The organism is Nocardia aurea (assembly GCF_003123685.1).
GTDB lineage: Bacteria > Actinomycetota > Actinomycetes > Mycobacteriales > Mycobacteriaceae > Nocardia > Nocardia aurea.
In genome coordinates this window covers 571,708-598,421 of sequence record NZ_QCYJ01000130.1, presented here as the reverse complement: position 1 = coordinate 598,421, position 26,714 = coordinate 571,708, and the positions used below count along the sequence as shown (strand labels likewise).

Sequence of the window (26,714 nt, the reverse complement as noted above, 5' to 3'; positions counted from 1 at the left end):
AGGGGCCTCGGCATCCGATCAGCAAAATGCCGCAACCGATTCCGAATCATGTTCGAACAGTGACCCTGCGGGGTAACGGTTTCCGGCTCCGACGCCGTGCGGGAAGCGATTGCCCGCTCGGTCGCCGGTGCTGCGGGTAGGGTTCGGGCGCGAAAAGACATGTGACCGAGACGAGAGGACAGCAGTGGGCGGACGGATCTTGACAGCGCTCGGCGTGGTTGTATTCGGCACCGGTGCCCTGACCTGCGTCGATCATCCGATATCGGCGGCGCTGCCGGAACCGGGCCTCGCGACCGGGAGCGGCCCGTGCGCCAGTGATCCGGCACCCGCGCACGAGGATCTCGTTCCCGAGACGGTCGAGGTCCCGATTCCGATTCCGGTGATCACCGTACTTCCCCCGCAGCCTCCGGAATCCGCTCCGACCCGCGTCCGTACCGAACTGCCCGCCGACCCCTGCGTCGACCCGTGCCCGGACCTCACCAACGGGCCGACACCCCCGCCCGGCCTCGCCGAGCAACTCGGCATCCCCGAAATCCTGTTGTCGCCGCAGCCTTTCCACTTCGCGGTCCCCGGACCCGGACCCGATCCCGGAGCGGCGCCACCGCCGCCGCCACGGGTCGAACCCCCGACCGAATCCGCCCCCGGATCCCCCGCGCCGCCCGCGCCGCGTTTCACCTCGATCCGCGAGGTGGCCAAACTGACCGGCGCGAATTCGGTGAACCGCACCGACAAGCGCTGGCAGGTCGACGGCACCGATCTCGGGATCATGTGGGAGAGCGCGCCGGGACAGATCGCCACCGCCTTCGGTGACACCGTCGGACGCGGCTTCCATCCGCCCGGGGGTATGGGCGGCGACTGGCGCAGCAACGTCCTGGCCTTCAGCACCGACCGCGATCTGTCCGACGGCATGACCTACGACAGCATGGTCACCGACAGTCGCTGCCACGCGGCCGAAGTCCTCTCCAGCCGAAAACTCGACAATGTGGAGATCACCACGATCCCGACGTCGGGTTTCGCCCTCGGCGAGCGGCAGTACCTGAGCTATATGTCGATGCGCACCTGGCACGGCGTCCCCGGCACGTTCTTCACCAACTACGGCGGTATCGCCTATTCCGAGGATCAGGGCCAGACCTGGACCAAGGATCCGCACGCACGGTGGGACAACATCTTCGGACTGGCGAATTTCCAAGTGAGCGCGATGGTTCCGTACGGTGACCACGTCTACATGTTCGGCACCCCGAACACCCGGCTGGGTTCGGTCGGACTGGCCAGGGTCGCGAAGGATCAGATTCTCAACACCACCGCGTATCAGTACTGGGTCGACGGAACCTGGACCCCGGTCGGCGGATTCGCCGCCGCGACCCCCGTCGTCGACGCGCCCGCGGGCGAGCTGTCCGTGCGCTACGACGCCGATCGCGGCGTCTGGCAGATGAGCTATCTCGACACCGCGAAAGCGGCCATCGTTGTGCGCGAGTCGAATTCACCGCAGGGCGGATGGTCGCAGAGCACGCCGACGGTGACCATCGCCGATCACGCCGAGCTGTACGGCGGATTCATCCATCCGTGGTCGACGGGCCGGGATCTCTACTTCACCATTTCGACGTGGAGCGACTACAACGTCTACCTGCTGCACGCGACGCGCGCCGAATGAGCGCGCGTCGCGGCGAGTGCCGTGGCTAGGAGAACCTGACCTCGGCTACCGCGCGTCCGAAGAGCTTGCGCCCCAGCGATGTTCCGCTCAACGAGATGATACCGGTACGCGTAGCCGGATCGAGGGATTTGATCTTGCCCTGGAATTCGACGGTCGTCGCCGCGTCCGCGCTGACCGGAACGAATCCCGCGAAACGCACGCTGAACTTCGCGATCGCGGTGGGATCGCCGAGCCAGGTCGACAGGTAGTCCGCGGCCAAGCCCATGGTCAGCAGACCGTGCGCGACCACCGTCGGCAGGCCGACCAGTTGGGCGGCGCGATCGCTGAAGTGGATGGGGTTCGGATCACCGGCGACACCCGCGTAATTGGCCAGATCGCCACGGGTCACCCGCGCGGAACCGGCGGGCAGCGCCTGGCCCGCGGTCAGCTTCTCGAAATCGGGAAGTGTGTGCACGCGAAGTGATTCCGGGGCGGTGACCGGCGGCGTGACCGTCGGTGCGCCGGGGGACAGTTCGACCAGCGGGTCGTTCGCGGCCAGGCCCGATGGGCGATCGTGCATGAACACGCTCTCCACGGCGTCGACCAGATTCGGGTCGACCTCGGCGCCGCGGCGGGCGACGATCGTGGTCGACCCGACCTGCGCGACCTCGCCGCGCTGATTGGTCATCACGAATTTGACCTGGATGAAATCGTTGTCGCTGAACTGACGCAGCGACTCGATCCTGATCTCGGTGCTGATCCGGTCGCCCGCCAGGATCGGCCGGTGCAGTTCGAAGACCTGATCGGTCTGCAACACCTGCGACAGGTCGTAATCGGTCAACACGGTGTCGAGCAGGGCGCGAGTACATGCCGTCCCGATCACCGAGACGAAGGTCGGCGGCGCGACGACATTGTCGTGACCGAGCGCACGCGCGTCGGACTCGTTCTGGTGCGCGCCGTGTAGATTCTGTACCGCCCGCGCGAACTCGCGCACCTTCTCGCGGCCGACCACATAGTGATCGCGTACTCGAAAACGTCGTCCCGCTATCGCTGCCGTCTGTCCGCGCGTGGCGGTCTCCGGCTGCGCGATTGTTTGCTCCGTGCCCATGATCCGGGTGATGCTACTGCGCTCGACACGGCATTGACCAGGCATCTGTGACGATCACAACCCCGCATGGACCCCAGCCGTGGGGTATCACCGTGCGAGGCGACGCACGCGCCATGCCCTGGACCTGGGCAATCGTCCATCTAAGGTGGAACCGGCGCGGTGGTGTCGCGACTCGACACCACCGCCCGGTTTCGTCACGGTGTGCCGGTGCTCGGGTCGCAGACCTTCCAGCCGGCGTCGGTGCGCTCCAGGTCGAAAGTCCGCGCCGAACGGTTCGTCGGATCGGCGTCGGTGTAGACGGTGGCCTGCGCGATCGCGGTATCGCCGGTGATCGAGATCTTGTCCACGCTGTCGACCACGGGGATGTTCTTGCGCTCCATCGACAGTCGGTGCACGCCCGCGAACTGCTGTTCGGGGAGTCCGATGTAGAAATCGTGCAGGGGACCGCAGGTACTCGTCCGCAGCGTCGCCAGATCGCCGTCGCGCAACGCGTCGGTGTATTCACCGATGGCGGCGCGCACGGCCGATTCCGGCGAACTGTCCGACGAGCCGACCAAGGAGAACGCGATCGCGGCGAGGACCGCGATCAGCACCACCGCCGCCGCGCCGACCGCCAACAGCCAGCGCGTCGACTTGCCGCCGCCCGCCGCCTGTTCGACCGGAGCGGGTTCGGCAGGAGGTTGGGCGGGAGGTGCGATCCGCTGCGGCGACGCCATCGGTCGCGGCTGTGGCGGGTACGCCGTCTCCCGCGGGGCGTTCGTCGACTGCACGGGCAATGTCATCTGGACGTCGGCGGGCGACGGAGCCTTCGGCACCGAGGGGCGCTGCGTGGCCGGGGGGCGCGGCGGCGTCGGCCTGGTCTGCTCGACGTCGTCGTATCCGCCCGGGCCCTGCGGGCCTTGCGGACCCGATGGCCCCTGCTGACCCGGCTTCTTCGGACCCGGCGCGGGCCGAGGCGTCGTGGGCGGCCTGGACAGCGGACCCTGCCGAGGCGGCACCACACGGTCGGTGCCCGGCCGCTGAATCCGCTGCGTCGCCTGCTGATCCGGCGGAACCTGGATCGGCATGGCCATGGTCGGCGGGTCGACCGGGTTCGTCACGATCGGCATGGCGACGGTTTTGTCGTCGGAGCCGGGGACGAGTCCGCCCTGACGCGCATCCCCGGGCTGCCCCGTGGATTTCGCGTCGCCCGGCCGAGTCGCCGGATCGGTACCCGCGGGAACGATCCGCATCACCACGGTCTTGTCACCGGCTCCGTCGTCCACGGAATCCCGCGCCGCTTCGCCGGATTCGGCGCCCCGGTGCTCCGAGGGCACGCGACCGCCACCGGGCCCGTCCCGGCGTTCGTCCGCCCCCGGTGTCCCGAGGATCTCGCTACGCCGGAACACGGTGGTCTTCGCACTGGCAGCCGCGTCATCGGACGGCCCGGCCGCCACCGTCTCGGAGCCGACGGTGTCGGCTTCGGCCGCGCCGCTCCCGCCTTTCGCACGGTCGCCCGCGGTATCCGCCGCTGAACCGACGGACTCACCACGTCGAATCACCGCGGTTTCGGCGTCGCTCGCCGCGATTTCGGTCGGACGCGAGCCGCCCGGGGTTTCGGTCGGTTGCGAGCCACCGGCGGCTTCGGCTGGACGGGAGCTGCCCGGGGTTTCGGTCGGTTGCGAGCCACCGGCGGCTTCGGCTGGACGGGAGCCGCCAACGGCCGCGCCCGACGCAGCCGCACTCGCCGCCGCGGAAACGCTCTTCCCTGGAGCAGGCTTCGCGGTTCCGGTCTCCCCGCTCCTCTCCGCCGCGGTGCGACTGTCACCACTCGGAGTGGTCGGGGTCGCGGTGCCGCCCGTGCCCGAGGCGGTCGTGGCTGTTGGCCCTGTAGCGCCCGCTTCGGTCGCCGCCTCCTGGGCTGGGTCCCCTCTTCGGGGGGCAGCCGAAGGGGCCGGATTCCTCGTCCCCGAGGCGCCAGAGGCCGCCGGATCGTTCGGCCCGGGGGCGCTCGAGAGGGGCGGGGTGCTCGCGCCGGAGGCGTTCGTGGCTGTCGAGGTACTCACACCGGGACCATCAGAGGACGTGGGCCCCTTCGGTCCGGAGGTTTCCGCAGATGCCGAGGTGTTCGCACCGGGTGCATCCGAGGGCACCGGGGCGTTCGCGCCGGGGGTGTTGGAGGTTGCCGGGGTGTTCGCGCCGGAGGCGTTCGTGGGTGCCGAGGTACTCACACCGGGTGCATCCGAGGTTGCCGAGGTGCTCGACCCAGGCGCGTTCGACGGTGCGGGGGTGTTCGTGCCGTGCGCGTTCGAAGGTGCCGAGGTGCTCGACCCGGGCGCGTTCGAGGGCACCGTGGTGCTTGTACCGGGCCCGTTCGAAGGCACCGGGGTGCTCGATCCGGAAGTGTTCGACGGTGTTGGAGTGCGCGTACCGGGAGCGTTCGAGCCTGCTGGTTGCGTCGTCCCGGTACCGGACCCCGGCGGCGTGGCGGGCTGATCCCGGCTAGTGGTCCCGGTCGAGCCGGGACCGTCGCTGCTCGAAGTGGTCGGTGTCGCGGCGCGGTCTGTGCCGGGAGTGGTCGCGCCGGTCGAGGCCGATTCGCGCTTCTCAGGTGTATCCGACGGTGCCGGGGTGCTCGTCCCGGGGGAGTTCGATGCCGCTTGTCGCGCTGTCCCGGCACCGGCGGTCGCCGGGGTACCGGTCTGCTCCTCGCCGGTCGTCGCGGACGGGCCGGAACGGTCGCCACTCGGTGTGGACGTCGCGCCGCCGCCCGACCCCGACGTGGTCGCGGCCGGTTCCACCGGACCACTCGCACCCTCGGTGGGAGTGGGGAAAGGTTTCGTCGCGGTGGTGTCCGAGCCGTCATCCGGAGTAGCCGAGGCCGGTTTACTTTCCTTCGCCCCTGCGCCCGGTGACGCCGCCGCATTCGAGGAGTTCGAGCTATCCGCGCGGTTACCGATCCCGGGCCGGGCGCTGATACCCGCGGCACCACCGATGCTCGCCGCGGCACTGGCAGCCGCGGAGCTCGCACTGCCGCCGCTCGCACCACCACCTTGGGCACCGCTCGCGCTACCACCGGCTGCGCCCGCACCGCTCACATCGGCGCGCGCCGAAGCTGTCGGCCGACTCGCCGACGATTCACCTCCCGCAACCCCTGAAGTTCCGGAAGCCTTGTCTGACAGGGTATTCCGCGCCTGTGAGGTCGCTCCCAGCGGCTGCCGCCGGAATGCGGTCGGTTCGTCGTCGGCAGTGCGCTCCTGCGCGCGACGCGCGGAGGTCGCACCGGCCGTGGCCGACGAACGGGAATCCTTCGCGCCACCGTCCGCGGCCCGACTGCCCTTCGCGCTGCTCGCGGCGGCTTTCACCGGAGTATCCGCGCCGGAGTCCCCGGTACCGGGAGGAGTCGTCGACGTGCCCGTGGTCGAAGTCGCCGATGACTTCGCGCCGTCGTTGGCCCGTGCCGATTCACCCGATCCGGTCGAGGAGTTCTTTCCCGCTTCCGTGCCCGCCGACGACGCGCTCGCCGCGCTGCCGCCGCCCGATGTCGCGGACGCGGCGGATGACGGCTCCGCCGAGGTGTCCTCGCGTGCCTTCTCGGCTCCCGCGCTACCGCGCGCCGGATTCTTCTCGTCGTTCGGGTCGGACACCTACTACCCCTCGGCTCGGGCGAATCAGTTGAACTCGACGGCCAGCCTAATGGCCGGGACCGACCGGGGTCCCCAATAGATCGCGACACCATGCGCAGGTTGTTATCGGACTGTTGGCGTTCGGCCCCCCGCGGTGTGACCGGAGGTCCGAACTTCGCTCGACGCGGCACCGGATCGGGATCCGGGCGCCGCGTACAGGTCGGGGAAATCGCGGGGGCGCGGCCGGGTGCAAGAATGAAACCCATGACCTCGTTCGGTGATCTGCTCGGACCCCAGCCGGTGCTCCTGCCCGAAAATCTCGACGCGGAGGCGGCACTGCTCGACAAGGTCGACCCGGTGCAAGTCGCGGCCGACCACCCCGCCGCGTCGATCGCGTGGGCCTATCTCGCGGAAGCCGCGCTGACCCGCGGCGGCGCCGTCGGGTCGGACCCGGTGGTCAACCACGACATCGTCGCCGCCTACGCGTTCGCGCGCACCGGCTACCACCGCGGACTCGACCTGTTGCGCCGCAACGGCTGGAAGGGTTTCGGCCCGGTGCCGTGGAGTCACGAGCCCAACCAGGGCTTCCTGCGCTGTGTCGGCGCGCTGGCCAGGGCGGCCCGTGCCGTCGGTGAGTCCGAGGAATACGCCCGCTGCCTGGATCTGCTCGAGGATTGCGATCCGCGCGCGGCGGCGGAACTCGGACTGGACTGAGTACGGCGGCACGCGATGACGCGATGACGGCTCGCCGCCCGACGACGCGAGGGTTCGACGCCGGTGCGCGCGTCGTTCGCGAGAGCGGCAAGAAACGTCTGCGCGGTTCGTGGGCGCGGCTGCGGCTGTCGGCCCTGCCGATCGTGCAGTGCTCGCTCGGCGCCGCGCTCGCGTGGTTCGTCGCGCATACCGTCATCGGCCATCCGCAGCCGTTCTTCGCCCCGACCGCGGCGGTCGTCTCGATCGGCATCTCGTTCGGCGCGCGGCTCAAGCGGTCGGTGGAACTGGTCGTCGGCGTGGCCGTCGGCATCGGCATCGGCGATCTGTTCATCAGCAACGCGGGCACCGGGGTGTGGCAGATCGCCCTGGTGGTCGCGGTGGCGATGGCACTGGCCGTCTTCCTCGACGGCGGGTCGATCATCACCATCCAGGCCGCGGGTTCGGCGGTGCTGGTCGCGACACTGCTGCCGCCTACGGCCGGTGTCGGTTTCTCCCGCATGATCGACGCGCTGGTCGGCGGTCTGGTCGGGGTGGTGATGGTCGCGGCGATTCCGCTGCATCCGGTGCGCCGGGCCCGCGATCACGCCGCGGACATCCTCGCGGTGATGGGGACGGCGCTGTCGGAGGGCGCGGACGGTCTGCTGGAACAGGATCAGGACAAGATCCGCAAGAGTCTGAGTGAGATGCGCGCGACGCAACCGCAGATAGACGCGCTGCGTTCCTCGTTGGAGGGCGGCCGTGAGATCAGCAGGATCTCCCCGCTGTACTGGAATTCCCGTGCCCGCCTGGAACGTATCCGCTCGGCGGCGGACCCGCTCGACAACGCTGTGCGCAATACCCGCGTGCTGCTGCGTCGTTCGCTGACGCTGGTGAACGACGACGAGATTCTCGACCCGGGGGTGATCGACGAGGTGGAGCGCCTCGCCGACGCGGTCGACGTGGTGCGCAGGATGATGCTCGCCGACCCGGGTGAACAACCGGACCGGGCCGAGGCGGCGCGGGTGCTGCGCTCGGTCGCGAAGGGCGCGCGGCCCGAACTCGTCGCGGGCGCCGGACTTTCGGCGCACGTGGTCTTCGCGCAGTTGCGGTCGATCGTGGTCGATCTCATGCAGGTCTGCGGCATGAAGCGGATTTCGGCGATGGCCCTGCTGCCCCCGACGGTCCCGAATCCGCATGTGCGACCTGAGGAATGATCACCCGACTACTCGGTCCGATCCCGGCGCGGGCCGAGCGTGTCAGCGGGTGTGGTGATGATCTTCGCGTAGTCCGGTACTCGTGTCGGTGTCGGGTCCGGTCGATAATCTCGACTCGTGACCGGGAGCTACGAGGGGTTTCACGGTCGGAAGGCTTCGCGCGAGCGGCGAAGGCGCACCGGATATCCGGTGGACGGAGCCGCTCGTGAGAAGGAGGTGGCCCGGTCCTGTGCCGGACCGGGCCACCGAAACTCACAGCCAGAATCGGGTCAGATAATTGCCGTAGTCCGACCAGATACGTGGCACGCCGGACAATTCGAACAGCGCGTAGACCGCGTCGAAGAACACATTGTTGATGGCGGGGGTCCACAGCAGCGCGAAGACGATCAGCATTCCGAACGGTTTGAACTGATCGAGCGAGCGTCGGGTCTCGTAACTCAGTGACGGTTCCAGCACCCCGTACCCGTCGAGCCCCGGAATCGGCAGACTGTTCAGCAATGCTGCGGTGACCTGGAGGAACGCGAGGAAACTGAGCCCGAACCAGAACGCGGGATGCGATGTCGCGCTGCCGAACAGTTCCACGATCACCAGCAGGATGATCGCGCACGCCGCGTTCACGGCCGGACCGGCTCCGCTGACGATGCGCTGGATGCGCGCGCTGAAATTATGGGTGTGCACGTAGACCGCGCCGCCGGGCAATCCGATTCCGCCGAGTGCGATGAAAACGATCGGCAGCACGACCGACAGCAGCGGATGCGAATACTTCAGTGGATTCAGCGTGAGATATCCGCGCAATTCCACTTCGTGATCGCCTGCGCGCCAGGCGATATAGGCGTGCGCGAATTCGTGCAGGCACAGCGAGACGATCCAACCCGCCACGACCATGACGAACACGCCGATCTTGGCGCGGGTCGAGTCGAGGTCGGCGTCCCATGCGAGTACCCCGCCGAGCACGGTGATCGCGACGACGAGCAGGAATACGGGGCTCGGGCGCACCGCGCCGCGGCCGAGGCGCTGTCTCGCGTAAGGATTGTTCATCTCACCAGGTACCAGGATTCGTGATGTCGGTAGAAGGTCGAACGGGGGACCGGTCGCTCGGTCCGGATGCCGTCCCTCGTCACCACCGCGCCCGGAGTGCCGAGTTGCGCTGCTCTGCCCTCGACCCAGGTCCGTTTGCGGATCCCCCTGCGGACTGCCGCCCGCACCCCCGGAAGATACAGGGTGGGTGAGATCTGCATGGTCCTGACCTTGCCGGTGAACAGCAGGGTGTCGTCGACGTAGGCCTCGCCCTCCAGTTTGGCGTCGTCGACGCCGGTGATGCTGGCGCGACCGACCAGAACGGTTCCGGTGTCGTCACGGATCAGCGGGGTCTCGGTGGCGCGGCCCTCGATGGCGCGTTTCGCGGCCGCGTTCCCGGTTCCGGTCTGATAGGCGCGCGAACCGTAGGTCTTGTCGATCGGGACGTAGCCGATCTCGACGTGCAGCCGTTCCGTTTTCATCAGATGGGTGAGAACCCCGGCGAGCGCGGCGTCCTCGCCCAGCACGATGAGCCGGGGCAGACTGTCGGCCGCGAGCACGGGCAGTAGCTCGTCGATCACGGAAGTCGCTGGGACGGCGGCTGTTTGGGTTGTCGGCAGCGCGGCGAGGGCGATCGGAACGGGTACGCCGTCGCAGCGGAGAACGTGAGTACTCAAACCGCCGTGCACCCTCCTCGGTCCGGCCGACACACCCGTCGGCCTGCTCACCACTTCCGGGCGAACCCGGCGTCGTGGCCCGCTCCGTGCCCAACCATAGCCCTGTTGATGTGGAGGTGTCGGTGGCGCGGCACCCGATACGTTCCGGGGCGCTCGGATGGCATCGGCTAAAATGAGCTACCGGCCACCTCCTCCAGACGGGTAGGTAGCTGCAACACGTCCGTGTTGCGCCCCCAAACGTAGGAGACAAACCATGCCGGCAATCGTCCTGATCGGCGCCCAATGGGGCGACGAGGGCAAGGGCAAAGCGACCGATCTGCTCGGTGGCCGCCTGCAGTGGGTTGTCCGCTACCAGGGTGGCAACAACGCGGGTCACACCGTGGTCCTGCCCAACGGCGACAAATTCGCGCTGCACCTGATCCCGTCCGGAATCCTGACCCCCGGTGTCACCAATGTGATCGGCAACGGCGTGGTGGTCGATCCGGGCGTGCTGCTCGCCGAACTGGCCGGGTTGGAGGAACGCGGGGTCGACACCTCCGGCCTGCTGCTCTCCGCCGACGCGCACCTGATCATGCCGTACCACGTGGCCATCGATAAGGTCACCGAACGCTTCCTCGGCAACAAGAAGATCGGCACCACCGGTCGCGGTATCGGTCCGTGCTACCAGGACAAGGTCGCCAGGGTCGGGGTCAGGATCGCCGACGTGCTCGACGAGAAGATCCTCACCCAGAAGGTCGAGGCCGCGCTCGAGTTCAAGAATCAGGTGCTGGTCAAGATCTACAACCGGCGCGCGCTCGACCCGCAGCAGGTGGTCGAGGAGGTGCTCGAGCAGGCCGAAGGGTTCAAGCACCGCATCGCCGACACCCGCCTGCGGATCAACGAGGCACTCGAACGCGGCGAGACCGTGTTGCTGGAGGGATCGCAGGGCACCCTGCTCGACGTCGACCACGGCACCTACCCCTATGTGACCTCGTCCAACCCGACCTCGGGCGGCGCGGCGGTCGGCTCGGGCATCGGACCCAACAAGATCAATACGGTGCTCGGCATCCTGAAGTGCTACACCACCCGCGTCGGCTCGGGACCGTTCCCGACCGAACTGTTCGACCAGTACGGCGAATTCCTCGCCAAGAACGGCGGCGAGGTCGGCGTGACCACCGGGCGCGCACGGCGCTGCGGTTGGTTCGACGCCGTCATCGCTCGTTACGCGACCAGGGTCAACGGCATCACCGACTACTTCCTCACCAAACTGGACGTGCTGTCGGGGCTGGACACCGTCCCGATCTGCGTCGCCTACGAGATCGACGGCGAGCGGGTCGAGCAGATGCCGACCACCCAGACCGATTTCCACCACGCCGTCCCGATCTTCGAGGAGATGCCGGGCTGGTGGGAGGACATCTCCGCGGCGCGCACCTTCGAGGAACTGCCCGCCAACGCCCGCGCCTACGTCGCTCGGCTGGAGGAGTTGTCGGGCGCTCGGATCTCCTGCATCGGCGTCGGCCCGGGCCGGGATCAGACCATCGTCCGCCACGACGTCCTGGGCTGACACGCTCCCGCGATCGCACCGCCCGAGGCGACAACACGCCTCCGGGGTCGGGCGAGCGAGGTTGCGCGCGTAGGAGAAACCGCGCATTCGCTCGCGGGTAGCCGTGAGTGTGCCCGTCGGCGTCGATCCCGGCTTCGGCGAACCGTTTGCGCGCGTTCGGAGTTCGCGGATGTGATCGATCGTGAACTGGGAAGACCTACGATTGACCCATGGCTCGGAACTGGCCGATGATCGAGCGCGAGACCGAGTTCGACGCCCTTCGGTCCGCGCTGGACGGCCGCGATCATGTCGGCGCCGTACTGACCGGCGATGCCGGAGTGGGGAAGACGACGCTGGCCAGAAAGGCCACCGCGGCGGTGGGCGGAAATATCCGGTGGGTGGCGGGCACCGAATCGGCCCGCGGCATCCCCCTCGGCGTTTTCGCGCACATGGTCGGCGTCTACACCGCCCACGATCCGGTGACCTTCATGTCCGCCGCCCGCGAGGCGCTGCTCGCCGAGGGGCACACCACCATCGGCGTCGACGACGCGCATCTGCTCGACCAGCTCTCGGCCACCCTGTTGCTGCAACTGGCCATCGACAGGGCCGCGCATATCGTGGCGACGGTGCGCAGCGGTGTGCAGGTTCCCGACGCGGTCACCTCGTTGTGGAAAGACGGTCACCTGCTGCGCATCGACCTGGGACCGTTCACCCAGCGGCAGAGCGTCGAACTGGTGGAATCCATGCTCGGCGGGCAACTCGAGGGTTTCACGGCCAACCTCATGTGGGAGTCCTCGGCCGGAAACGCGCTGTTCCTGCGGCATCTGGTGGAGGGCGCGCTGGAAGCGGGCACCCTGCGCCAGGTGAACGGGGTCTGGCAGTTGCGCGGCCGGGCCGCGGTCACCTCCGAACTCGCCGCGCTGCTGGAGGATCGGGTCGAGCAGCTTCCGGATCCGGTCCTCAGAGTGCTGGAACTACTCACCTTCTGCGAACCCATCGATATCGACATACTCGCCGAACTGGCGGGCGAGGAGGCCGTCGAATCGGCCGAAACCCGCGGTCTGATCAGGGTTGTGGAGAACTCGCACCGATTGATCGTGCGCTACAACCATCCCCTGTTCGGCGAGGTCATCCGGCGCAGACTCGGCGTGGCCTCGGCCCGGCGATTACGCGGCCGGTTGTATTCCTCGCTCAAGGAACGCCCGATCAAATCCGCCGCCGACCGCATCCGGCTGGCCGAATTGGCCTTGGACAGCGACAGATCCGCCGATCTGGAACTCTTCGAGGCGGCCGCCGCCGATGCCATCCACTTGGCGAATCTGCCGCTCGGCGAACGTTTCGCCCGCGCCGCCGTGCAACGACGCGGCGGCGTCGAGGCCGCGGATCTGCTCGCCCGCGCCCTGCTGTGGCAGGGGCATCGGATCGAGGCCGAACGCACCCTGGCGGGTTTCGACCCCGACCGACTCGACGAAGTGCAACTGGTCCGCTGGGGCAGCACCCGCGTGTCGAACCTGTTCTGGGCCATGGGCGACGCCGATCGCGCCGACGAGGTACTCGCCCAGGTGCGGGCGAAGGTGCAGCATCCCAAGAGCGTGCTCACGCTGACCGCGCTCGCCTCCGCGTGCGAGGTCAACGAGAACCGGCTGGCGGACGCCTGTGCCGACGCCGAATCGGTGATGACATCGCACGGCGCGCCCAGATGGGCGGTCTGGTGGGCGTCCTTCGGCGGCGGTCTGGCCCTGGCGCTGATGGGCAAGGCCGAAGCGGCGCGCGAGTACGTGGCGCGTGGACACGAGGTGGAAGCGGAGATCGACGGGCTCAACCGGTTCATCTCCACCCACGCCGAGGTACTCGCGCTGACGCTGTCCGGTGAGCTGGAAGCCGCCAAACGTCGCGCCGCGGGATATTTCGACTATTCGGCGCCCGGTCAGTATCTGGCCTGGGGATTGTCGAAGATCCTGCAGGGCACCGCCGACGTCGCCCGTGGTCGTTTCCCGGACGGAATCGAACATCTGGAACAGGCACTGGCCGCCCTCGCGACCGAGGGCGCGGCGGCCTGGATGATTCCGGCGAGAATCCGGCTGGCCGAGGCGTATTCGGCACTCGGCCGAGCGGATGACGCCGCCGAATCCATTCGCGAGGCGGCGGCCCACGGCGGCAGGCATTCCGCGGTGTACGAACCGCAGCTCGATATCGCCCGCGCCGTCCACGCCGGTGCGGAAGGCAGTGTCAGCGCGGCCATCCGATCGGCGATATTCGCCGCCGACTCCGCGCGCCGCTCCCGGCAGTACGCTATCGAAGCCATGGCCCTGCACACCGTCGCCCGATTCGGTGACAGTTCCGTCGCTGGCCGACTCGCCGATCTCGCGGCCCGGGTGGACGGACGACTCGTGCGGGCCCAGGCCGAACACGCGATGGCACTCGCGGCCCAGGACGGCACCGGATTGGACACCGTCGCCGCTGAATTCGAGGCGATGGGCGCGCTGCTCTCGGCCGCCGACGCCGCCGCACAAGCCGCGTCCGCGCACGACCGCGCCGGTGACCGCCGCCGACTGCTCGAATCCGCCGCGGTCGCCAACCGTCTCGCCGCGGCCTGCGGCGGCGCGAGCACCCCCGCCCTGCGCCGAGCGGCACAGCCCCTTCCCCTCACCGCCCGCGAGCGTGAGATCGCGAACTTGGTCGCGGCCGGTCTGTCCAACCGTCAGATCGCCGATCGCCTCACCGTCTCGGTCCGGACCGTCGAAGGCCACCTCTACCGCGCCTGCATGAAGATGGACGTCACCGACCGCGAATCCCTCGGCGCCTTCATGCGCGGCGAAGCCTCGGGCCGATCCGGGTGACGCCGCCGTCGAGGACGTATACCGGGGGTTAGCTGGGCAGGCCGGGGCGGCGGGAGTTACGGTCGGCGGTAGCGAGCTGTGGAAAGGTGTGGATGCCTGTGCGTACGTCGACGATCGTCGGTGTGGTTCTGATCGCGTTGGGGCTGGTAGGGGGATGTTCCGATACGTCGGGCACACCGCGGCCGGTGGGTTCCACATCGGTCGTCGCGACGTCGGCGCCCTCGGCCGCGCCGGATGCAGTGGAGCGCAATCTGCGGATCCGTCAGCGGTTGCTGGAACTCGGGTGCACGACCAACAGCTGTATCCAGGCGTACTTCGCGTGTATGGACGGCTACCTCAGCGGCGACGCGTGCGAGTTCTACCGTCAGCATCCGCCCGGTTGATCCGGCGCGAGGCCGCGACCTCCACCGCGATCAGAAGAGGGTGGGTTCGCCGAATCCCGGCGTGCGCTCGATTTCGAGGAGTCGCTGTTTGGTGGTGATCCCACCCGGCGCGGAGAACCCGTGCAGCGCGTTGTCGGCGGCGAGCACCCGGTGGCACGGGATGATCAGCGGAATCGGATTGCGTCCGAGCGCCTGCCCGACGGCCTGTGCCGCGCCCGGTGCGCCGACCCGATCCGCCACCTGTCCGTAACTGAGGGTGTGGCCGGGATCTATCGCGCGGGTCACGTCGTAGACCCGGCGATGGAAATCGGGAATTGCGCTGGTGTCCAGCGGTATCCAGCGCAGATCATCGAGTTCGCCCGCGAGGTGGGCCCGAATGCCCCGGACCGCCTCGGCGATCGGTCCGGTCGGTTCGGCCCGGTCGATCGAGTCGTCGCCGACCGCGCGGGTGATATGCGCGAACAGTGTCGCCGAATCGGTGTCGGGCAGTGCGAACCGGAAAACGGCGTCCCCGCGCCACGCGATGGCGCAGTCGCCGATCGCCGTATCGAAGAGCGCTGCCCGCCCTGGCAGCCGAGTGGAAACGCCCATGACGACAGTCTGCACGCGGGGTCCGACATGTTCGACGGCGCAGGCGCGATCGGCGGGCGAGGTTCCGCCGCGGAACTCCTTTCGCGGCCGAGTCGGCGCGCCCGGCCCGGCCGGTGGAACCCTGGAGTGGTCGGCCCCGAAGGCCATCGCGATGGCGGCAGGACCAGTCCAGTCCAGTTAGGAAAAACTGGCCTTGAATGTCCCGCAGCTCGGATTCGACGCCGGGCGCACCACGAGGCGTTCGGGCTCGCGGATCGGCTCCTCGGCGATCTCCGCCGCTTCCGATCGGCTGCGGATCGCGGCGATATCGACGTATTGCCGCTGTTCCTCGTAGTACGAGGCGGAATCGTCGAGTAGGGGCCACGGCGCGCGGAACCGGTCGATCCGGAAGGCGGTGGCACCTGAGCGAGGGGCGAAACGGTGGACGGCGTAGGCGAAGGCGGCGACGACGAGAAGGCTGAGCAGGGCGGTCATGTACTCAGAATGACCCCACTGGCCTTGCCTATAAATATCCAATCGGTGAATACTGGACTGTATGGCGACAAGAGTTATCGGTGCTACCAGTCTGGCGCGGGATCTGGGCCGCTGGCGCAGTGTGGACGAGGAAGGCGGGGAAACCTCGGCGGGCAGCCGTCGTTCCGCGCGTCCGGCCTATCTCGCGCTCGCCGAGGGCATCCGGTTGCTCATCCACGACGGCAGGGCGCCGCTGGGCGTCGCGTTGCCCAGTGAACGCGATCTGGCGGCGACGCTCGGCGTCAGCCGGACCACCATCACCTCCACCTACACGCTGCTGCGCGAACACGGTTACCTGATCAGCCGCCAGGGTTCGCGCAGTACGGTGGCGCTGCCGCCCGCGGTGCCGCACGACGGAACCAAACCCGCCAGAAGTATTCTCGCGATGATGTCGCAGCCGGAACTGACGACCATCGATCTGACGTATGCCGCGATGGCGGCGCCCAGGGAGATGCAGGCGGCGTATTCCGCGGCGCTGGAAGGTCTTCCGGCCTACCTGGGTACCCACGGCATGGATCCGGTCGGTGTGCTCGCACTGCGCGAGGCCCTCGCCCGCCGTTACACCGAACGCGGTCTGCCCACCGAACCGGACCAGATCCTGGTCACCCTCGGCGCCCAGCACGGTCTGCGCCTGCTGCTCAATGTGCTGACCGCGCCCGCCGCGCGGGTGCTGATCGAACATCCCACCTACCCGAACGCCATCGAGGCCATTCGCGATGTCGGCGCACGCCCCATTCCGGTGCCGCTGCTGCTGGAGAATCAGGAGCGCGGCTGGGATCTCGACGGAATACGCAGCGCCGCAAGGCAAACCGCCGCGACGCTGGCCTATCTCGTCCCCGATTTCAACAATCCCACCGGCCTGCTGCTCGATGCCGACGGCCGGGCCGAACTGGCCGCCATCGCCAGGGAGACCAGGATGACGATCGTCATCGACGAATCGATGGTCGACCTGCGGCTGGACTCGACCCCCGCGCCGCCGCCGGTCGCCGCCTTCGCCAGGGGCGCGGAGATCGTCACCATCGGGTCGGCGTCCAAATCCTTCTGGGGCGGTCTGCGCGTCGGCTGGATTCGCACCAACCAGTCGCTGATCACCAAACTGCTCGGCATCCGTTCCACCGTCGACCTCGGCACACCCGTCATGGATCAGCTCGCCACCGTGTACCTGCTGGCGAACGCCGACGAAATCCTGGACCGTCGCCGCGATCAATTGCGGTCCCAGCGTGCGGCGATGCTGGAGGCCCTGGCCGAGGAATTGCCGGATTGGCGGGTCGGCGAAGGCGCGGGCGGCATGTCGCTGTGGGCGCAACTACCCGCCCCGGTCTCCACGGCACTGGCGGCCACGGCGCCCAACTACGGTGTATTGCTCGCCGCCGGACCACGTTTCGGCGTGCAGGGCGCTTTCGAGCGTTTCCTCCGCCTGCCCTACACCCATCAGGAGTCCGAGCTCAGGCTCGCCGTCAAAGGGATCGCGGCGGCCTACGAGGCGCTCACACCCCGCGCCGTCGACCCCCTCCAACCGCTCACCTGCTACTGACCGGAGTCGGGTGCGAGCCGGTCGGTCGGTCTCGAAACGGGATCCCCTCGACGTGACCGAATTCGATCTCGGGCAGTATCGAGGTCATGGGCCCCACGACGGGACCGAGTGTCCCCGCAAGCGTCGAAGAGTTCCGCGCGTCGGCGAGTAGCCGCCTGCGCCGGTTCCCGCATCTGGAAGTTCCCGACGCGCCGGATATCCGCAGGGCCGCCGTGCTGCTGTGCGTGGTCGAGTCACCGGAGCGCGCGCCCGCGGTACTCGTCATCCGGCGCGCCTACCGGGGCCGCAACGCGGGCCAGTGGGGTCTGCCCGGCGGACGTCTCGACAGCGGGGAGACCGCCGAACAGGCCGCGATCCGGGAACTGCACGAGGAACTCGGGCTGACCGCGACCCCCGCCGACCTGCTCGGCCGTCTCGACGACTTCCCGGCCAGTTCCGGATTCGTCATCACGCCGTTCGTCGCCGCGCTGACCGACGCCACGGCGCTCAACCCCAGCCAGGACGAGGTCCATTCGGTCCACTTCGTCGACCTCGGCAGACTCGCCGAGGACGACGTGCCCCACTGGGTGAGTCCCGGTGAGGCCGTACGCCAGGGCGAACTGCCCGGCGAAGCGTCGACGATCGCGCCGGAGGGGCCCGGCCTGCTCCAGATGCGCCTGGGCGAGGGCATGACCATCCACGCGCCGACCGGAGCGATGCTCTGGCAGTTCCGCGAAGTCGTGCTGCTCGGCCGCGACCCGGCCGACGCCAGGATCGCCGATTTCGCCCAGCCCGACTGGACCCGCCACTGACCGAAGCGGACTTCGGACTGTCCCCGACGACGAAGACCCGGCCCCGCACACGCGGGACCGGGTCTTCGTGACCGGTGGGACTACTTCAGGTCGTTCATGCTCTTACCCACGTCGGCGAGCGTCAGCGGCTTGCCGAAATCCTGGGTGTACTTGTAAGGGGTGAACCCACAACGGAACTGACCGTTGTTCGGCTTGAAATCAGCGGCCTTCCAACCCTCCGGGGTCGCCTGCTGCACGTTGAAGCAGCGCGGCTGCTCCGAGAGCGGCTTGGACAGATCGATCGGCGCCTGCAAGCCACCGGCGGTCCAGGAGGTCTCCTTGATCGCGGCGTTGTAGACACACGAACGCGTCAGATTGTCACCGCAGCTCGCGGCCGACTTGGCGAACAGCAGCCAGGTCTGGAAAGCCCGCAGTCCCTGGAAGGTGATCGCCGCACCGGGCGCGTACTTGCCGTAGAGCGTCTTCAGTTCCGCGATCGCCGGAGTCGTCGCGGCGGCGTCCAGTGGCGCGGTGCCACTGATATCGGAGAAGTTGTTCTGACTCGACAGTGAACTCTTCGCCGAGTCGAGGAAGGTCTGGTTGTAGGCGTTGGCGTTGGCGTCGATCCAGTCGAGTTTGTAGTTCATGCTCGTGAGGATGTCCTCGAGCTTGGCCAGGTAGCGGAAATCGCCGAGGAAGATCAGGCCCTTGACGTTGTTGGCCTTGATCGACTGCGCGTACGGGGTCCAGTCGGAGACGCCCGCGACCGGGTACAGGTCGTTGTAGACGATCTTCGCGCCGAATGCGTTGAAGAATTCGACCTGTTTATCACCCATCGCCTTCGTGATCGGCGAGTCGCCGTTGATCAGGCCGATACCGTTCTGCGAGCCGGGGTAGGCCTCTTTGAGCAGCCACTCGTAATACCCGGTATAGGGATTGACGCTCTCCGAGGCGGACGCGCCGAAGGAGGGAACCTGCAAATCGGAGCCGGTATTGGGCACCTGGGTGACCTGCACCGGGAAATCGGGAAGCAGGCAGTTCAGCCGGTCCTTGACACCGAGTCCGTCCAGCGCGGCGCTACCGCCGACGAGGACGAAATCCTCACGGCAGGCCTCCAGCATCCGCTGGCGCACCTCCATCAGGTTGGTGTCGCGCAGGTTCACGTTGACCTTGCGGCCGTTGATCCCGCCTGCGGCGTTGCACCAGGACGTGAAGACCTTCGCGGCGTCGACGTAGTCCGGGTTCTTGGTGAACCCGACATCGGAGAACATGCCGACCTCGATATCGGACGCCGTGACCCCTTGCGTCGGAGCGCTTTTCGCGCTGCCGGGCTGACAGACGCCGTTGAGGCTGCCGAAGTTCGCCGCGGCGGCGGGCCCCGACGAGCCACCGCCTTCGGTGGGTTCGCTGCCGCCGTCGCGTCCGCAACCGGCTGCCACCAGCGCGATCGCGATCAGGGCAACGACTATCCGCTGTGTCTTCACTCGTCTAACTCCTGTGCGGTTCATGCTGCTGCCACCCGCAGCAGGACGTCGGTGACGGCTTCCGGTTCGGTGATCATCAGGTCGTGGCCGGTGTCGATATCCCACAGCCGTCCCGCTTTTCGTGCGCCGTCGACCAATTCGGGATCGCGCGTGGCGAGGGTCGAGGTGCAGACGATGTGGAATTGCGGCAGCGCGGCGACGGCCTGTTCGTCGCGGAGATCGAGTTTCTCCTCGAAACACCGCCACGGATGGCTGGTCAGCCGCTCGGCCATCCACGTGAGATCCGCCGGATCGGTGACCCCGTAGAACATGCCCGCGTCGGGATGCGGGAGCAGAACCAGTTCGGTGCCGTCGACCGTCTCGCCGAACGGGCGGGTCGCCTCGATGATCGGACCGGCGACATCGACGAGTGATTGACCGTTGACCGGGTTCGCCGCGTCCAGGTAGACCAGCCGCCCGACCCGATCGATGGCGCGGTCCGCGGCGCCGGTGATGACCATGCCGCCGTAGCTGTGGCCGACCAGGATCACCTCGCGGAGGTCTTCGTAGTGCAGTAGGGAGGCCACGTCCTGGATATGGGTGTCCAGCCCGATATCGGACAGGGACAGATGGGAGCGGTCGGCCAGTCCGGACAGTGTCGGGGCGAACACCTCGTGGCCCGCGTCGCGTAGTAGTCGGGCCACCTTCCGGTAGCACCAACCGCCGTGGCCGCCGCCGTGGACCAGTACGTATGTCGCCATCTCGCTCCCGAAAACCTTGTTCCCTGACTCCGGTAATCGGGTATCGAGTAATCCGATTACTTGAGTAATGGGATTACTCTAGGGAGATGGGCCGGGGTGTGGGGAGTGAATCGGAAACTTCGTCGCGGATCCTGGCCGTCGTGCTGGACTCGCTGGAACGAGTCGGTTACGACGGCCTCTACCTCCAAGAGGTGGCGCGCGGCGCCCGGGTGTCACTGAGCACGATCTACAAACTGTTCGGGACCCGCGATCAGCTGATCGTCGCCGCGCTCGAACAGTGGATGGCCCGAACCAGTTACACCGACCTCGCCGCGATCGATCCGGACGAGACATTGCGCGAGGGTTTGATGCGGCTGTTCCGCCGGGTGTTCGAGCCGTGGGAACACAGCCCGAAGCTGTTGGAGGCCTATCACAAAGCGCGCACCGGCCCCGATGGCAGTCGGCTCGAAGCGCAGGGCATCACCGCGCTGGTCCCCGCGGCGGGCGCGGTCCTCGCCGGTGCCGACCCCGACTATCTCGACGACATCGGCCGCGTGCTGACCGGACTCAGCTACGGACTCATCGGGCGCTACGTCGACGGCGCACTCGAGATCACCGATATTCTTCCCACCCTGGAAAAGGCGGTCTTCCGGCTCACCGCCGACAACGAGTCCGCGGCGAACAGCGCCCACATCAGTCGGGCGCAATCGCCGACCGGTAGCTGAAAACGGCCGTACGGCACCGGTCGCGGCTCGCGCGACCGGTGCCGTACGTCGGGAAATCAGTCCGCCCAGATCTCCTCGAACGGAGTGCCCTCGGTCGGCGGCGGGGTCGGAATGGTGGTGGGGGTGCGGGAGAAGCGCGGGGCGGGCGCGTGCTGCACGATGCCGCCGATCTCGACCAGACCGGTCCGCGCGACGATATGCGGGTTCGCCTCGGCCTCGGTGAAGGTGAGCACCGGGGTGGTGCACGCGTCGGTGCCCTCGAAGATCGCGGCCCATTCGTCGCGGGTCTTGGATTTGAACTTCTCGGTGAACAGCTTCTTCAGCTGATCCTGGCCGTTGGGGTCGAGCTGCTGGGGCAGACCCTCCGGATCGATCTCCAGCCCCGCGAGCAGTTCCGCGTAGAACTGCGGCTCGATCGCGCCGACGGCCATGTACTTGCCGTCGGAGGTCTCGTAGGTGTCGTAGAAGGCCTGTCCGGTGTCGAGCAGGTTGGTGCCGCGTTCGTCGTTCCACAACCCGACGCCGCGCATACCCCAGATCATGTGCGACAGCGCCAGCGCGCCGTCGACCATCGCCGCGTCGATGACCTGGCCCTTGCCCGAGGTCTGCCGCTCGATGATCGCGGCGAGGATGCCGAACACCAGGAACATGGAGCCGCCGCCGAAGTCGCCGACCATATTGAGCGGCGGCACCGGCCGCTCACCCTTGCGGCCGATGGCGTTCAGCACGCCGGTCAGCGAGATGTAGTTGATGTCGTGGCCCGCACGGTCGGCCAGCGGACCCTCCTGGCCCCATCCGGTCATGCGTCCGTAGATCAGGCGCGGGTTGCGCTCGAGCGCCGCATCCGGGCCCAGTCCCATCCGCTCGGTGACGCCCGGCCGGAAACCCTCGATGAGGACGTCGGCCTTCCCGATCAGGGTCAGCACCTTCTCGATATCCGCCGGATCCTTCAGGTTGGCCTCGAGGATGGTGCGTCCGCGCCACTGCGCCCGGTCCATGAAGCCGGGGAACATGCCCGCGCGCTGTACCCGCACCACGTCGGCGCCCAGGTCGGCCAGCAGCAGCGCCGCGTGCGGACCCGGACCGATTCCGGCGAGTTCGACTACTTTGATGCCGGCCAGCGGCCCCTGCCTCCGGTGATCGTCACCGGCGGGGTGGGTTGATCCTGTGGCGGTGGATGGTGTGCTCACGCCCTACCTCGGTTCGTCGTCGATCCAGCGCACCGGCGCGTCCGGTGCCGCCCGGGAAAGCCGGCCCGGGTGTATTGACAGTATGACAATAACGTCGGCGCGCGCCCACCGGCCTCGCTCCACGGTCACCCCTCACGGGTGACGTCGCCCACCCGGGTTCACCCGTACTTTCGTGGCACCGAGAACTCGTCGAGCGACGGAGGACCGAGCATATGCCACCGAAGGAATACCGGCCGGGCACCGCGTTCCCCGGAATCATCGGTCGGACCACCGACGAGTCGAGTCCGGCGTGGCCGCAGCCGGTGCGTGCGGTACCCGACGCGCCGAACGTGCTGTTCATCGTCTTCGACGACACCGGTTTCGGCCAGTTCGGGTGTTACGGCAGTCCGATCGAGACACCGAATCTCGACCGGCTCGCCGAACACGGTCTGCTCTACAACAACATGCACACCACCGCGCTGTGCTCGCCCTCGCGTTCGTGCATGATGAACGGCCGCAATCACCACGCGAACGCGATGGCCGGAATCACCGAGATCGCCACCGGATTCCCGGGATACAACGGCAATATCCCGTTCGAGAACGGGTTCCTGTCCGAGATCCTGTTGGAGCACGGCTACAACACCTATCAGGTGGGTAAATGGCATCTGGTGCCCTCGGAACAGGAATCGGCCGCAGGGCCCTACGAGCGCTGGCCGCTCGGGCGCGGATTCGAGCGTTTCTACGGTTTCCTCGGCGGCGATACGAGCCAGTGGTATCCGGATCTGGTCCACGACAATCATCAGGTCGAACCGCCCGCGACCCCCGAGGACGGTTATCACCTGACCGCCGACCTGGTCGACAAGGCGATCTCCTTCATCGCCAGCGCGAAACAGGTCGCCCCCGACAAACCGTTCTTCCTGAATTTCTGCACCGGCGCCACCCACGCGCCGCACCACGTGCCCAAGGAATGGGCCGACCGGTACCGGGGACGTTTCGACGACGGCTGGGAGGCCTATCGCGAATTCACCTTCGCCCAGCAGAAGGAACGCGGCGTGGTACCGGTGGACGCGCGACTCTCGCGACACGATCCCGATGTGCCGGAATGGGATTCGCTGCCCGCCGACCAGCGCCGTCTGGCCGCGCGGATGATGGAGGTCTACGCCGGATTCCTCACCCACACCGACCACCACATCGGCCGAATGCTCGATTTCCTGAAGGAGATCGGCCAATTCGACAACACGCTGATCATGGTGGTGTCCGATAACGGGGCGAGCGCGGAAGGCGGCGTCACCGGGACGACGAACGAACTGCAATTCTTCAACAACGCCCCGGAGCCGATCGAGGACAGTCTGCGGGCGATCGACGAACTGGGCGGCCCGAGCACGTTCAACCACTACCCGTGGGGCTGGACCTGGGCGGGCAACACGCCCTTCCGGCGTTGGAAGCGCGAGACCTACCGCGGCGGCGCGAGCGACCCGTTCCTGGTGCACTGGCCGCGGGGAATCACCGCGAGTGGCGAGATCCGCACCCAGTACGCGCATCTGGTGGATATGGTCCCCACCGTTCTCGACGTACTCGGCATCGAGCCGCCCGCCACCATCAAGGGCGTCGCGCAGTCGCCGATGCACGGCGTCAGCTTCGCGCACACCTTCGACAACGGGGACGCGGTCACCGGCCATCACACCCAGTACTTCGAGATGCTCGGCCACCGCGCCATCGATCACGACGGCTGGCGCGCGGTATGTCCTTGGCCCGGACCGTCTTTCGCGGAGGCGGACAACGCCTTCGGCACCCCCATCACCGCCGAGACGCTCGGCGAGTTGGACGCGCACGGCTGGGAGTTGTACTACATCGAGGAGGATTTCGCGGAAACCCACGACCTCGCCGCCGAACATCCCGACAAACTCCTCGAGATGATCTCGCTGTGGTACGTCGAGGCGGGTAAGTACAACGTGCTGCCCATCGACAGCAGCACCCTGCAACGCCTCATCCAGGAACGTCCGCAGATCACCCCCGCGCAGACCAGCTACACCCTGCGCGCGGACACCGACACGCTGCCCGCCGCCGTCGCGCCGCGCGTACTCAACCGGCCGCACAGCGTCACCGTCGACGTGGAGATCCCGGCGGGCGGCGCCGACGGCGTTCTGGTGTGCCAGGGCACCAATGTCGGCGGCTGGACCTTCTTCGTCAAGGACGGCCGACTGCACTACGCGCACAACTACGTTCGGCGCGCCGTGTACCGGGTGGCCTCCACCGAGCCGATCCCGCAGGGGCGTCACGAACTCCGCTTCGAATTCGAGCCGACCGGCGTTCCCGACATCACCCAGGGTAAGGGCGCACCGGGCAACGCCACGCTCTACATCGACCGTCGCCCGGTCGGTAGGGAGGAATTCCCGGTCACCACACCGGTCGCCTTCAACCCCGGCGGCATGACCTGCGGGGCCAACCCCGGCTCCGCCATCGTGTCCGACTACCGGCCTCCGTTCCGGTTCAGCGGCACCCTGCACACCGCCGTCGTCGACCTGTCCGGGGACCTGATCACCGATATCCCCAGTGAGATGCGCATGCATATGGCCCGGCAGTAGGCGACGACCCGGCCGCCGCACCGGGAGTCCGGCACGAACGACCCGAAGGGTCGGGTGCCGGACTCCCGAATCACCGCGCCCGACGAATTCCGTCGCGGTCGAACAGGAGGCGATCGACGCATGGCCGAGGTGTATCGCGAGAGGCAATTCCGCAGACTGACGACGCCGCGTTCGGCCGCCGTCGCGGGCATCCTGTTCGCCGTGCTGTTCACGATCGGCCTCGTGCTCTTGCGCACCACGCTGCCGGGCGATCCCCTCAGCGACACCGCGTGGTCCGGGCCGCATCGAACGAGAATCAAGATCGCCCTGGTGCTGGAGCCTTTCGCCGGAATCGCGTTCCTGTGGTTCATCGGCGTGATCCGGGATCGAATCGGCGAACTCGAGGACCGGTTCTTCTCGACGGTCATGTTGGGCAGCGGTCTGCTCTTTCTCGCCATGATGTTCGCGTCGATGGGAGTCGCGGGCGGTGTGCTCGCCATCGCCCGAGATTCCGCTGCCGCGCACACCGACATCCTGATCTTCGGCCGCGAGGTCATGCTCCAGATGAACAGCGTCTACGCGGTGCGTATGGCGGGGGTTTTCATGATCTCGCTGGGCACGATCTGGTTGCGCACCGGACTGATGCCGCGCGTGCTGGTGGTGATCACCTACTTGTTCGCGCTGTTCCTGCTGATCGTGGTCAGTTTCAGCGTGTGGGTCGGCCTGGTTTTCCCCGCCTGGGTACTGCTGGTCAGCGTGTATCTGCTGGCGACCCTGCCGCCGGGAACAACACTGGCGGGCCAGGCCGCGACCGAGGAGAACGATTCGTAGCGGTTACGGCACGAGGGGATTGTTCCTGGTCACGATGAGCGGATCGGCGGGGGTGAACGGCAGTTCGGGGAGCGCGTCGATGGCGACGCCGAATGTCGCGGCGAGAACGCCGCGGGAATAGGCGCTCATCGAGGCGCGGTAGCCGATATCGGCCGGTGTCGGCTGATCGAAGAAGATCAGCAGGTGCACGCGCGGCGCGTCGATGACCTCGATATGGTGCGGGTAGGCGCGTGGCACGAAATACACCTCGCCCTCGTTCACGACGTAGGTGTCCAGCGTCCCGTCCGGATCCATGATCGTCATCCGCGCCGAACCCCGGTGCACGTATCCCATCTCCGCGGTGACCGGATGCCAATGCGGTTCGCGCATACCGTCTTCCCTGATGCGCAGCGAATACATCGAGATATCGTGCAGCGCCGGCCAGAATTGCTCGCGGGCGGTCCGCGCGGACCCGACCGGTGAATCCACCGGGGCCGCCATCGCCTCGATCGCGAAATGATGCGGGTCGCCGAAATGGGCGCAGGACGGTATCTCCGGCTCGCCCTCGCGCCGGACGAGCAGTTTCGCCGTCGTACTCCGCCGGATCTTCGCGAAATCCGAGGCGGCCAGGTCGTAGGTGTTGCCGAGCACCGAATCGGTCATCGCGCCGAGCGAGGCACTCAACCCGAAATCCTCCGGGCGCTCGTGGCGAAACGCCAGAATGAATTCCGCGTCCGTATCGCCGATGTTCTCCACGTGATGCAACGCGCCGGAGTCGATATGGAACATCTCCCCTGGACCCACCAGGAACGACGAGAACCTCCCCCCGCTGTCGAGCACCGAAACCAACGCCCGCCCCTCGGTGCAGTAGGTGAGTTCGGTGCAGTTCGCGTGCCAGTGCGGTTCGCGGATCGCGCCGGGAGCCAGCGTGAGACGTTTGATCGACAGCCCGCTCAGTATCGGAAAACTGTCGACGGTCAGCCTGGTCAACGAGCCGAGTTCACTGCGGTGGATCTCTTCGCCTGCCAGCAGCGAAGCGGTATGGATCGAGGGCACGCGTCGTCCTCCTTGATCGCCGGGCGAGATCGTTCCTGGCTCGATCATCACCCGGGTCCACGAAGAACCGGTGTGTACACGCGGACCCGA

23 protein-coding genes are annotated in these 26,714 nt (G+C 67.7%); 13 read left to right on the top strand and 10 right to left on the bottom strand.

From position 1 onward, the window contains the following. Positions 1-184: 184 nt before the first annotated feature. Positions 185-1,651, top strand: coding sequence for a DUF4185 domain-containing protein (locus DAT37_RS34680; RefSeq protein WP_109529069.1), 1,467 nt, complete (start codon positions 185-187; stop codon positions 1,649-1,651). A 25-nt stretch (positions 1,652-1,676) separates the two neighbouring features. On the opposite strand, the gene DAT37_RS34675 is transcribed toward DAT37_RS34680, so the two are convergent. Together DAT37_RS34675 and DAT37_RS34670 are read right to left on the bottom strand one after the other, a co-directional pair. Next, positions 1,677-2,738: a fused (3R)-hydroxyacyl-ACP dehydratase subunits HadA/HadB gene (locus tag DAT37_RS34675; protein WP_109529068.1), complete on the bottom strand. Its 1,062-nt coding sequence runs from the start codon at positions 2,736-2,738 to the stop codon at positions 1,677-1,679. A gap of 194 nt (positions 2,739-2,932) precedes the next feature. Further along, positions 2,933-4,279, bottom strand: a complete 1,347-nt coding sequence (locus DAT37_RS34670) for an Rv0361 family membrane protein (RefSeq protein WP_232840171.1) — start codon at positions 4,277-4,279, stop codon at positions 2,933-2,935. 298 nt (positions 4,280-4,577) lie between these two features. On the opposite strand from DAT37_RS34670, the gene DAT37_RS34665 reads away from it, so the two are divergent. The 4 genes from DAT37_RS34665 to DAT37_RS34650 all read left to right on the top strand — a co-directional run bounded on the left by DAT37_RS34665 (position 4,578) and on the right by DAT37_RS34650 (position 8,250). Then, positions 4,578-5,213, top strand: coding sequence for a hypothetical protein (locus tag DAT37_RS34665; protein WP_157978840.1), 636 nt, complete (start codon positions 4,578-4,580; stop codon positions 5,211-5,213). 792 nt (positions 5,214-6,005) lie between these two features. Further along, entirely contained in the window at positions 6,006-6,443 is a 438-nt protein-coding gene (locus DAT37_RS44485; RefSeq protein WP_157978839.1) for a hypothetical protein, read from the top strand. Between the two features lie 164 nt (positions 6,444-6,607). Then, positions 6,608-7,057, top strand: a complete 450-nt coding sequence (locus DAT37_RS34655; protein ID WP_109529176.1) for a DUF3151 domain-containing protein — start codon at positions 6,608-6,610, stop codon at positions 7,055-7,057. Positions 7,058-7,080: 23 nt separating this feature from the next. Continuing rightward, positions 7,081-8,250, top strand: coding sequence for an FUSC family protein (locus DAT37_RS34650; RefSeq protein WP_198654569.1), 1,170 nt, complete (start codon positions 7,081-7,083; stop codon positions 8,248-8,250). A gap of 252 nt (positions 8,251-8,502) precedes the next feature. Here DAT37_RS34650 and DAT37_RS34645 read toward each other — a convergent pair whose 3' ends face one another. Continuing rightward, positions 8,503-9,288: a site-2 protease family protein gene (locus DAT37_RS34645; RefSeq protein WP_109529065.1), complete on the bottom strand. Its 786-nt coding sequence runs from the start codon at positions 9,286-9,288 to the stop codon at positions 8,503-8,505. Next, positions 9,285-9,944, bottom strand: coding sequence for a hypothetical protein (locus tag DAT37_RS34640; protein WP_232840170.1), 660 nt, complete (start codon positions 9,942-9,944; stop codon positions 9,285-9,287). The genes DAT37_RS34645 and DAT37_RS34640 overlap by 4 nt, the downstream gene beginning before the upstream one ends. A gap of 253 nt (positions 9,945-10,197) precedes the next feature. On the opposite strand from DAT37_RS34640, the gene DAT37_RS34635 reads away from it, so the two are divergent. From DAT37_RS34635 to DAT37_RS34625, 3 genes are all read left to right on the top strand, one after another. Beyond that, the gene (locus tag DAT37_RS34635; RefSeq protein ID WP_109529063.1) at positions 10,198-11,487 is read left to right on the top strand and encodes an adenylosuccinate synthase; all 1,290 of its coding nucleotides are present in this window, start codon (positions 10,198-10,200) and stop codon (positions 11,485-11,487) included. 209 nt (positions 11,488-11,696) lie between these two features. Then, positions 11,697-14,306 carry a helix-turn-helix transcriptional regulator gene (locus tag DAT37_RS34630; protein WP_109529062.1) on the top strand — a complete coding sequence of 870 codons (2,610 nt, stop codon included), beginning with the start codon at positions 11,697-11,699 and terminating at the stop codon, positions 14,304-14,306. 92 nt (positions 14,307-14,398) lie between these two features. After that, positions 14,399-14,689, top strand: coding sequence for a UBA domain-containing protein (locus DAT37_RS34625; protein WP_157978838.1), 291 nt, complete (start codon positions 14,399-14,401; stop codon positions 14,687-14,689). Between the two features lie 30 nt (positions 14,690-14,719). On the opposite strand, the gene DAT37_RS34620 is transcribed toward DAT37_RS34625, so the two are convergent. Beyond that, complete coding sequence (locus DAT37_RS34620) at positions 14,720-15,280, bottom strand: methylated-DNA--[protein]-cysteine S-methyltransferase (protein ID WP_109529174.1); 561 nt, start codon at positions 15,278-15,280, stop codon at positions 14,720-14,722. A 177-nt stretch (positions 15,281-15,457) separates the two neighbouring features. Continuing rightward, positions 15,458-15,754: a hypothetical protein gene (locus tag DAT37_RS34615; protein WP_109529060.1), complete on the bottom strand. Its 297-nt coding sequence runs from the start codon at positions 15,752-15,754 to the stop codon at positions 15,458-15,460. A gap of 61 nt (positions 15,755-15,815) precedes the next feature. Between DAT37_RS34615 and yczR the strand changes: the two genes are divergently transcribed. Together yczR and DAT37_RS34605 are read left to right on the top strand one after the other, a co-directional pair. After that, entirely contained in the window at positions 15,816-17,327 is a 1,512-nt protein-coding gene (yczR, locus tag DAT37_RS34610; protein WP_109529059.1) for a MocR-like transcription factor YczR, read from the top strand. Between the two features lie 86 nt (positions 17,328-17,413). After that, the gene (locus DAT37_RS34605) at positions 17,414-18,118 is read left to right on the top strand and encodes an NUDIX hydrolase (protein ID WP_109529058.1); all 705 of its coding nucleotides are present in this window, start codon (positions 17,414-17,416) and stop codon (positions 18,116-18,118) included. An 80-nt stretch (positions 18,119-18,198) separates the two neighbouring features. Here DAT37_RS34605 and DAT37_RS34600 read toward each other — a convergent pair whose 3' ends face one another. After that, on the bottom strand, positions 18,199-19,605 hold the full coding sequence (locus tag DAT37_RS34600; protein WP_109529057.1) for an ABC transporter substrate-binding protein: 1,407 nt from the start codon (positions 19,603-19,605) through the stop codon (positions 18,199-18,201). Beyond that, the gene (locus tag DAT37_RS34595; protein ID WP_109529056.1) at positions 19,602-20,321 is read right to left on the bottom strand and encodes an alpha/beta hydrolase; all 720 of its coding nucleotides are present in this window, start codon (positions 20,319-20,321) and stop codon (positions 19,602-19,604) included. The genes DAT37_RS34600 and DAT37_RS34595 overlap by 4 nt, the downstream gene beginning before the upstream one ends. Positions 20,322-20,407: 86 nt before the next feature. Between DAT37_RS34595 and DAT37_RS34590 the strand changes: the two genes are divergently transcribed. Further along, positions 20,408-21,025, top strand: coding sequence for a TetR family transcriptional regulator (locus DAT37_RS34590; RefSeq protein ID WP_109529055.1), 618 nt, complete (start codon positions 20,408-20,410; stop codon positions 21,023-21,025). 56 nt (positions 21,026-21,081) lie between these two features. Here the strand turns inward: DAT37_RS34590 and DAT37_RS34585 are convergent, their stop codons facing one another. Further along, positions 21,082-22,215, bottom strand: coding sequence for a CaiB/BaiF CoA transferase family protein (locus DAT37_RS34585; RefSeq protein WP_109529054.1), 1,134 nt, complete (start codon positions 22,213-22,215; stop codon positions 21,082-21,084). Positions 22,216-22,427: 212 nt separating this feature from the next. Between DAT37_RS34585 and DAT37_RS34580 the strand changes: the two genes are divergently transcribed. Next, positions 22,428-24,779, top strand: coding sequence for an arylsulfatase (locus tag DAT37_RS34580; RefSeq protein WP_109529053.1), 2,352 nt, complete (start codon positions 22,428-22,430; stop codon positions 24,777-24,779). Positions 24,780-24,899: 120 nt separating this feature from the next. Then, positions 24,900-25,589 carry a hypothetical protein gene (locus DAT37_RS34575; protein WP_109529052.1) on the top strand — a complete coding sequence of 230 codons (690 nt, stop codon included), beginning with the start codon at positions 24,900-24,902 and terminating at the stop codon, positions 25,587-25,589. A gap of 3 nt (positions 25,590-25,592) precedes the next feature. Here the strand turns inward: DAT37_RS34575 and DAT37_RS34570 are convergent, their stop codons facing one another. Then, positions 25,593-26,672 carry a cupin domain-containing protein gene (locus tag DAT37_RS34570; RefSeq protein WP_109529051.1) on the bottom strand — a complete coding sequence of 360 codons (1,080 nt, stop codon included), beginning with the start codon at positions 26,670-26,672 and terminating at the stop codon, positions 25,593-25,595. Positions 26,673-26,714 lie beyond the last annotated feature (42 nt).

Excerpts from the sequence above, each read along its gene's own strand:
- DAT37_RS34675 (WP_109529068.1), bottom strand. The coding sequence starts at position 2,738 with ATGGGCACGGAGCAAACAATCGCGCAGCCGGAGACCGCCACGCGCGGA.
- DAT37_RS34655 (WP_109529176.1), top strand. The coding sequence starts at position 6,608 with ATGACCTCGTTCGGTGATCTGCTCGGACCCCAGCCGGTGCTCCTGCCC.
- DAT37_RS34650 (WP_198654569.1), top strand. The coding sequence starts at position 7,081 with ATGACGGCTCGCCGCCCGACGACGCGAGGGTTCGACGCCGGTGCGCGC.
- DAT37_RS34645 (WP_109529065.1), bottom strand. The coding sequence starts at position 9,288 with ATGAACAATCCTTACGCGAGACAGCGCCTCGGCCGCGGCGCGGTGCGC.
- DAT37_RS34635 (WP_109529063.1), top strand. The coding sequence starts at position 10,198 with ATGCCGGCAATCGTCCTGATCGGCGCCCAATGGGGCGACGAGGGCAAG.
- DAT37_RS34630 (WP_109529062.1), top strand. The coding sequence starts at position 11,697 with ATGGCTCGGAACTGGCCGATGATCGAGCGCGAGACCGAGTTCGACGCC.
- DAT37_RS34625 (WP_157978838.1), top strand. The coding sequence starts at position 14,399 with ATGCCTGTGCGTACGTCGACGATCGTCGGTGTGGTTCTGATCGCGTTG.
- DAT37_RS34620 (WP_109529174.1), bottom strand. The coding sequence starts at position 15,280 with ATGGGCGTTTCCACTCGGCTGCCAGGGCGGGCAGCGCTCTTCGATACG.
- DAT37_RS34615 (WP_109529060.1), bottom strand. The coding sequence starts at position 15,754 with ATGACCGCCCTGCTCAGCCTTCTCGTCGTCGCCGCCTTCGCCTACGCC.
- yczR (WP_109529059.1), top strand. The coding sequence starts at position 15,816 with ATGGCGACAAGAGTTATCGGTGCTACCAGTCTGGCGCGGGATCTGGGC.
- DAT37_RS34605 (WP_109529058.1), top strand. The coding sequence starts at position 17,414 with ATGGGCCCCACGACGGGACCGAGTGTCCCCGCAAGCGTCGAAGAGTTC.
- DAT37_RS34600 (WP_109529057.1), bottom strand. The coding sequence starts at position 19,605 with ATGAACCGCACAGGAGTTAGACGAGTGAAGACACAGCGGATAGTCGTT.
- DAT37_RS34595 (WP_109529056.1), bottom strand. The coding sequence starts at position 20,321 with ATGGCGACATACGTACTGGTCCACGGCGGCGGCCACGGCGGTTGGTGC.
- DAT37_RS34590 (WP_109529055.1), top strand. The coding sequence starts at position 20,408 with ATGGGCCGGGGTGTGGGGAGTGAATCGGAAACTTCGTCGCGGATCCTG.
- DAT37_RS34580 (WP_109529053.1), top strand. The coding sequence starts at position 22,428 with ATGCCACCGAAGGAATACCGGCCGGGCACCGCGTTCCCCGGAATCATC.
- DAT37_RS34575 (WP_109529052.1), top strand. The coding sequence starts at position 24,900 with ATGGCCGAGGTGTATCGCGAGAGGCAATTCCGCAGACTGACGACGCCG.
- DAT37_RS34570 (WP_109529051.1), bottom strand. The coding sequence starts at position 26,672 with ATGATCGAGCCAGGAACGATCTCGCCCGGCGATCAAGGAGGACGACGC.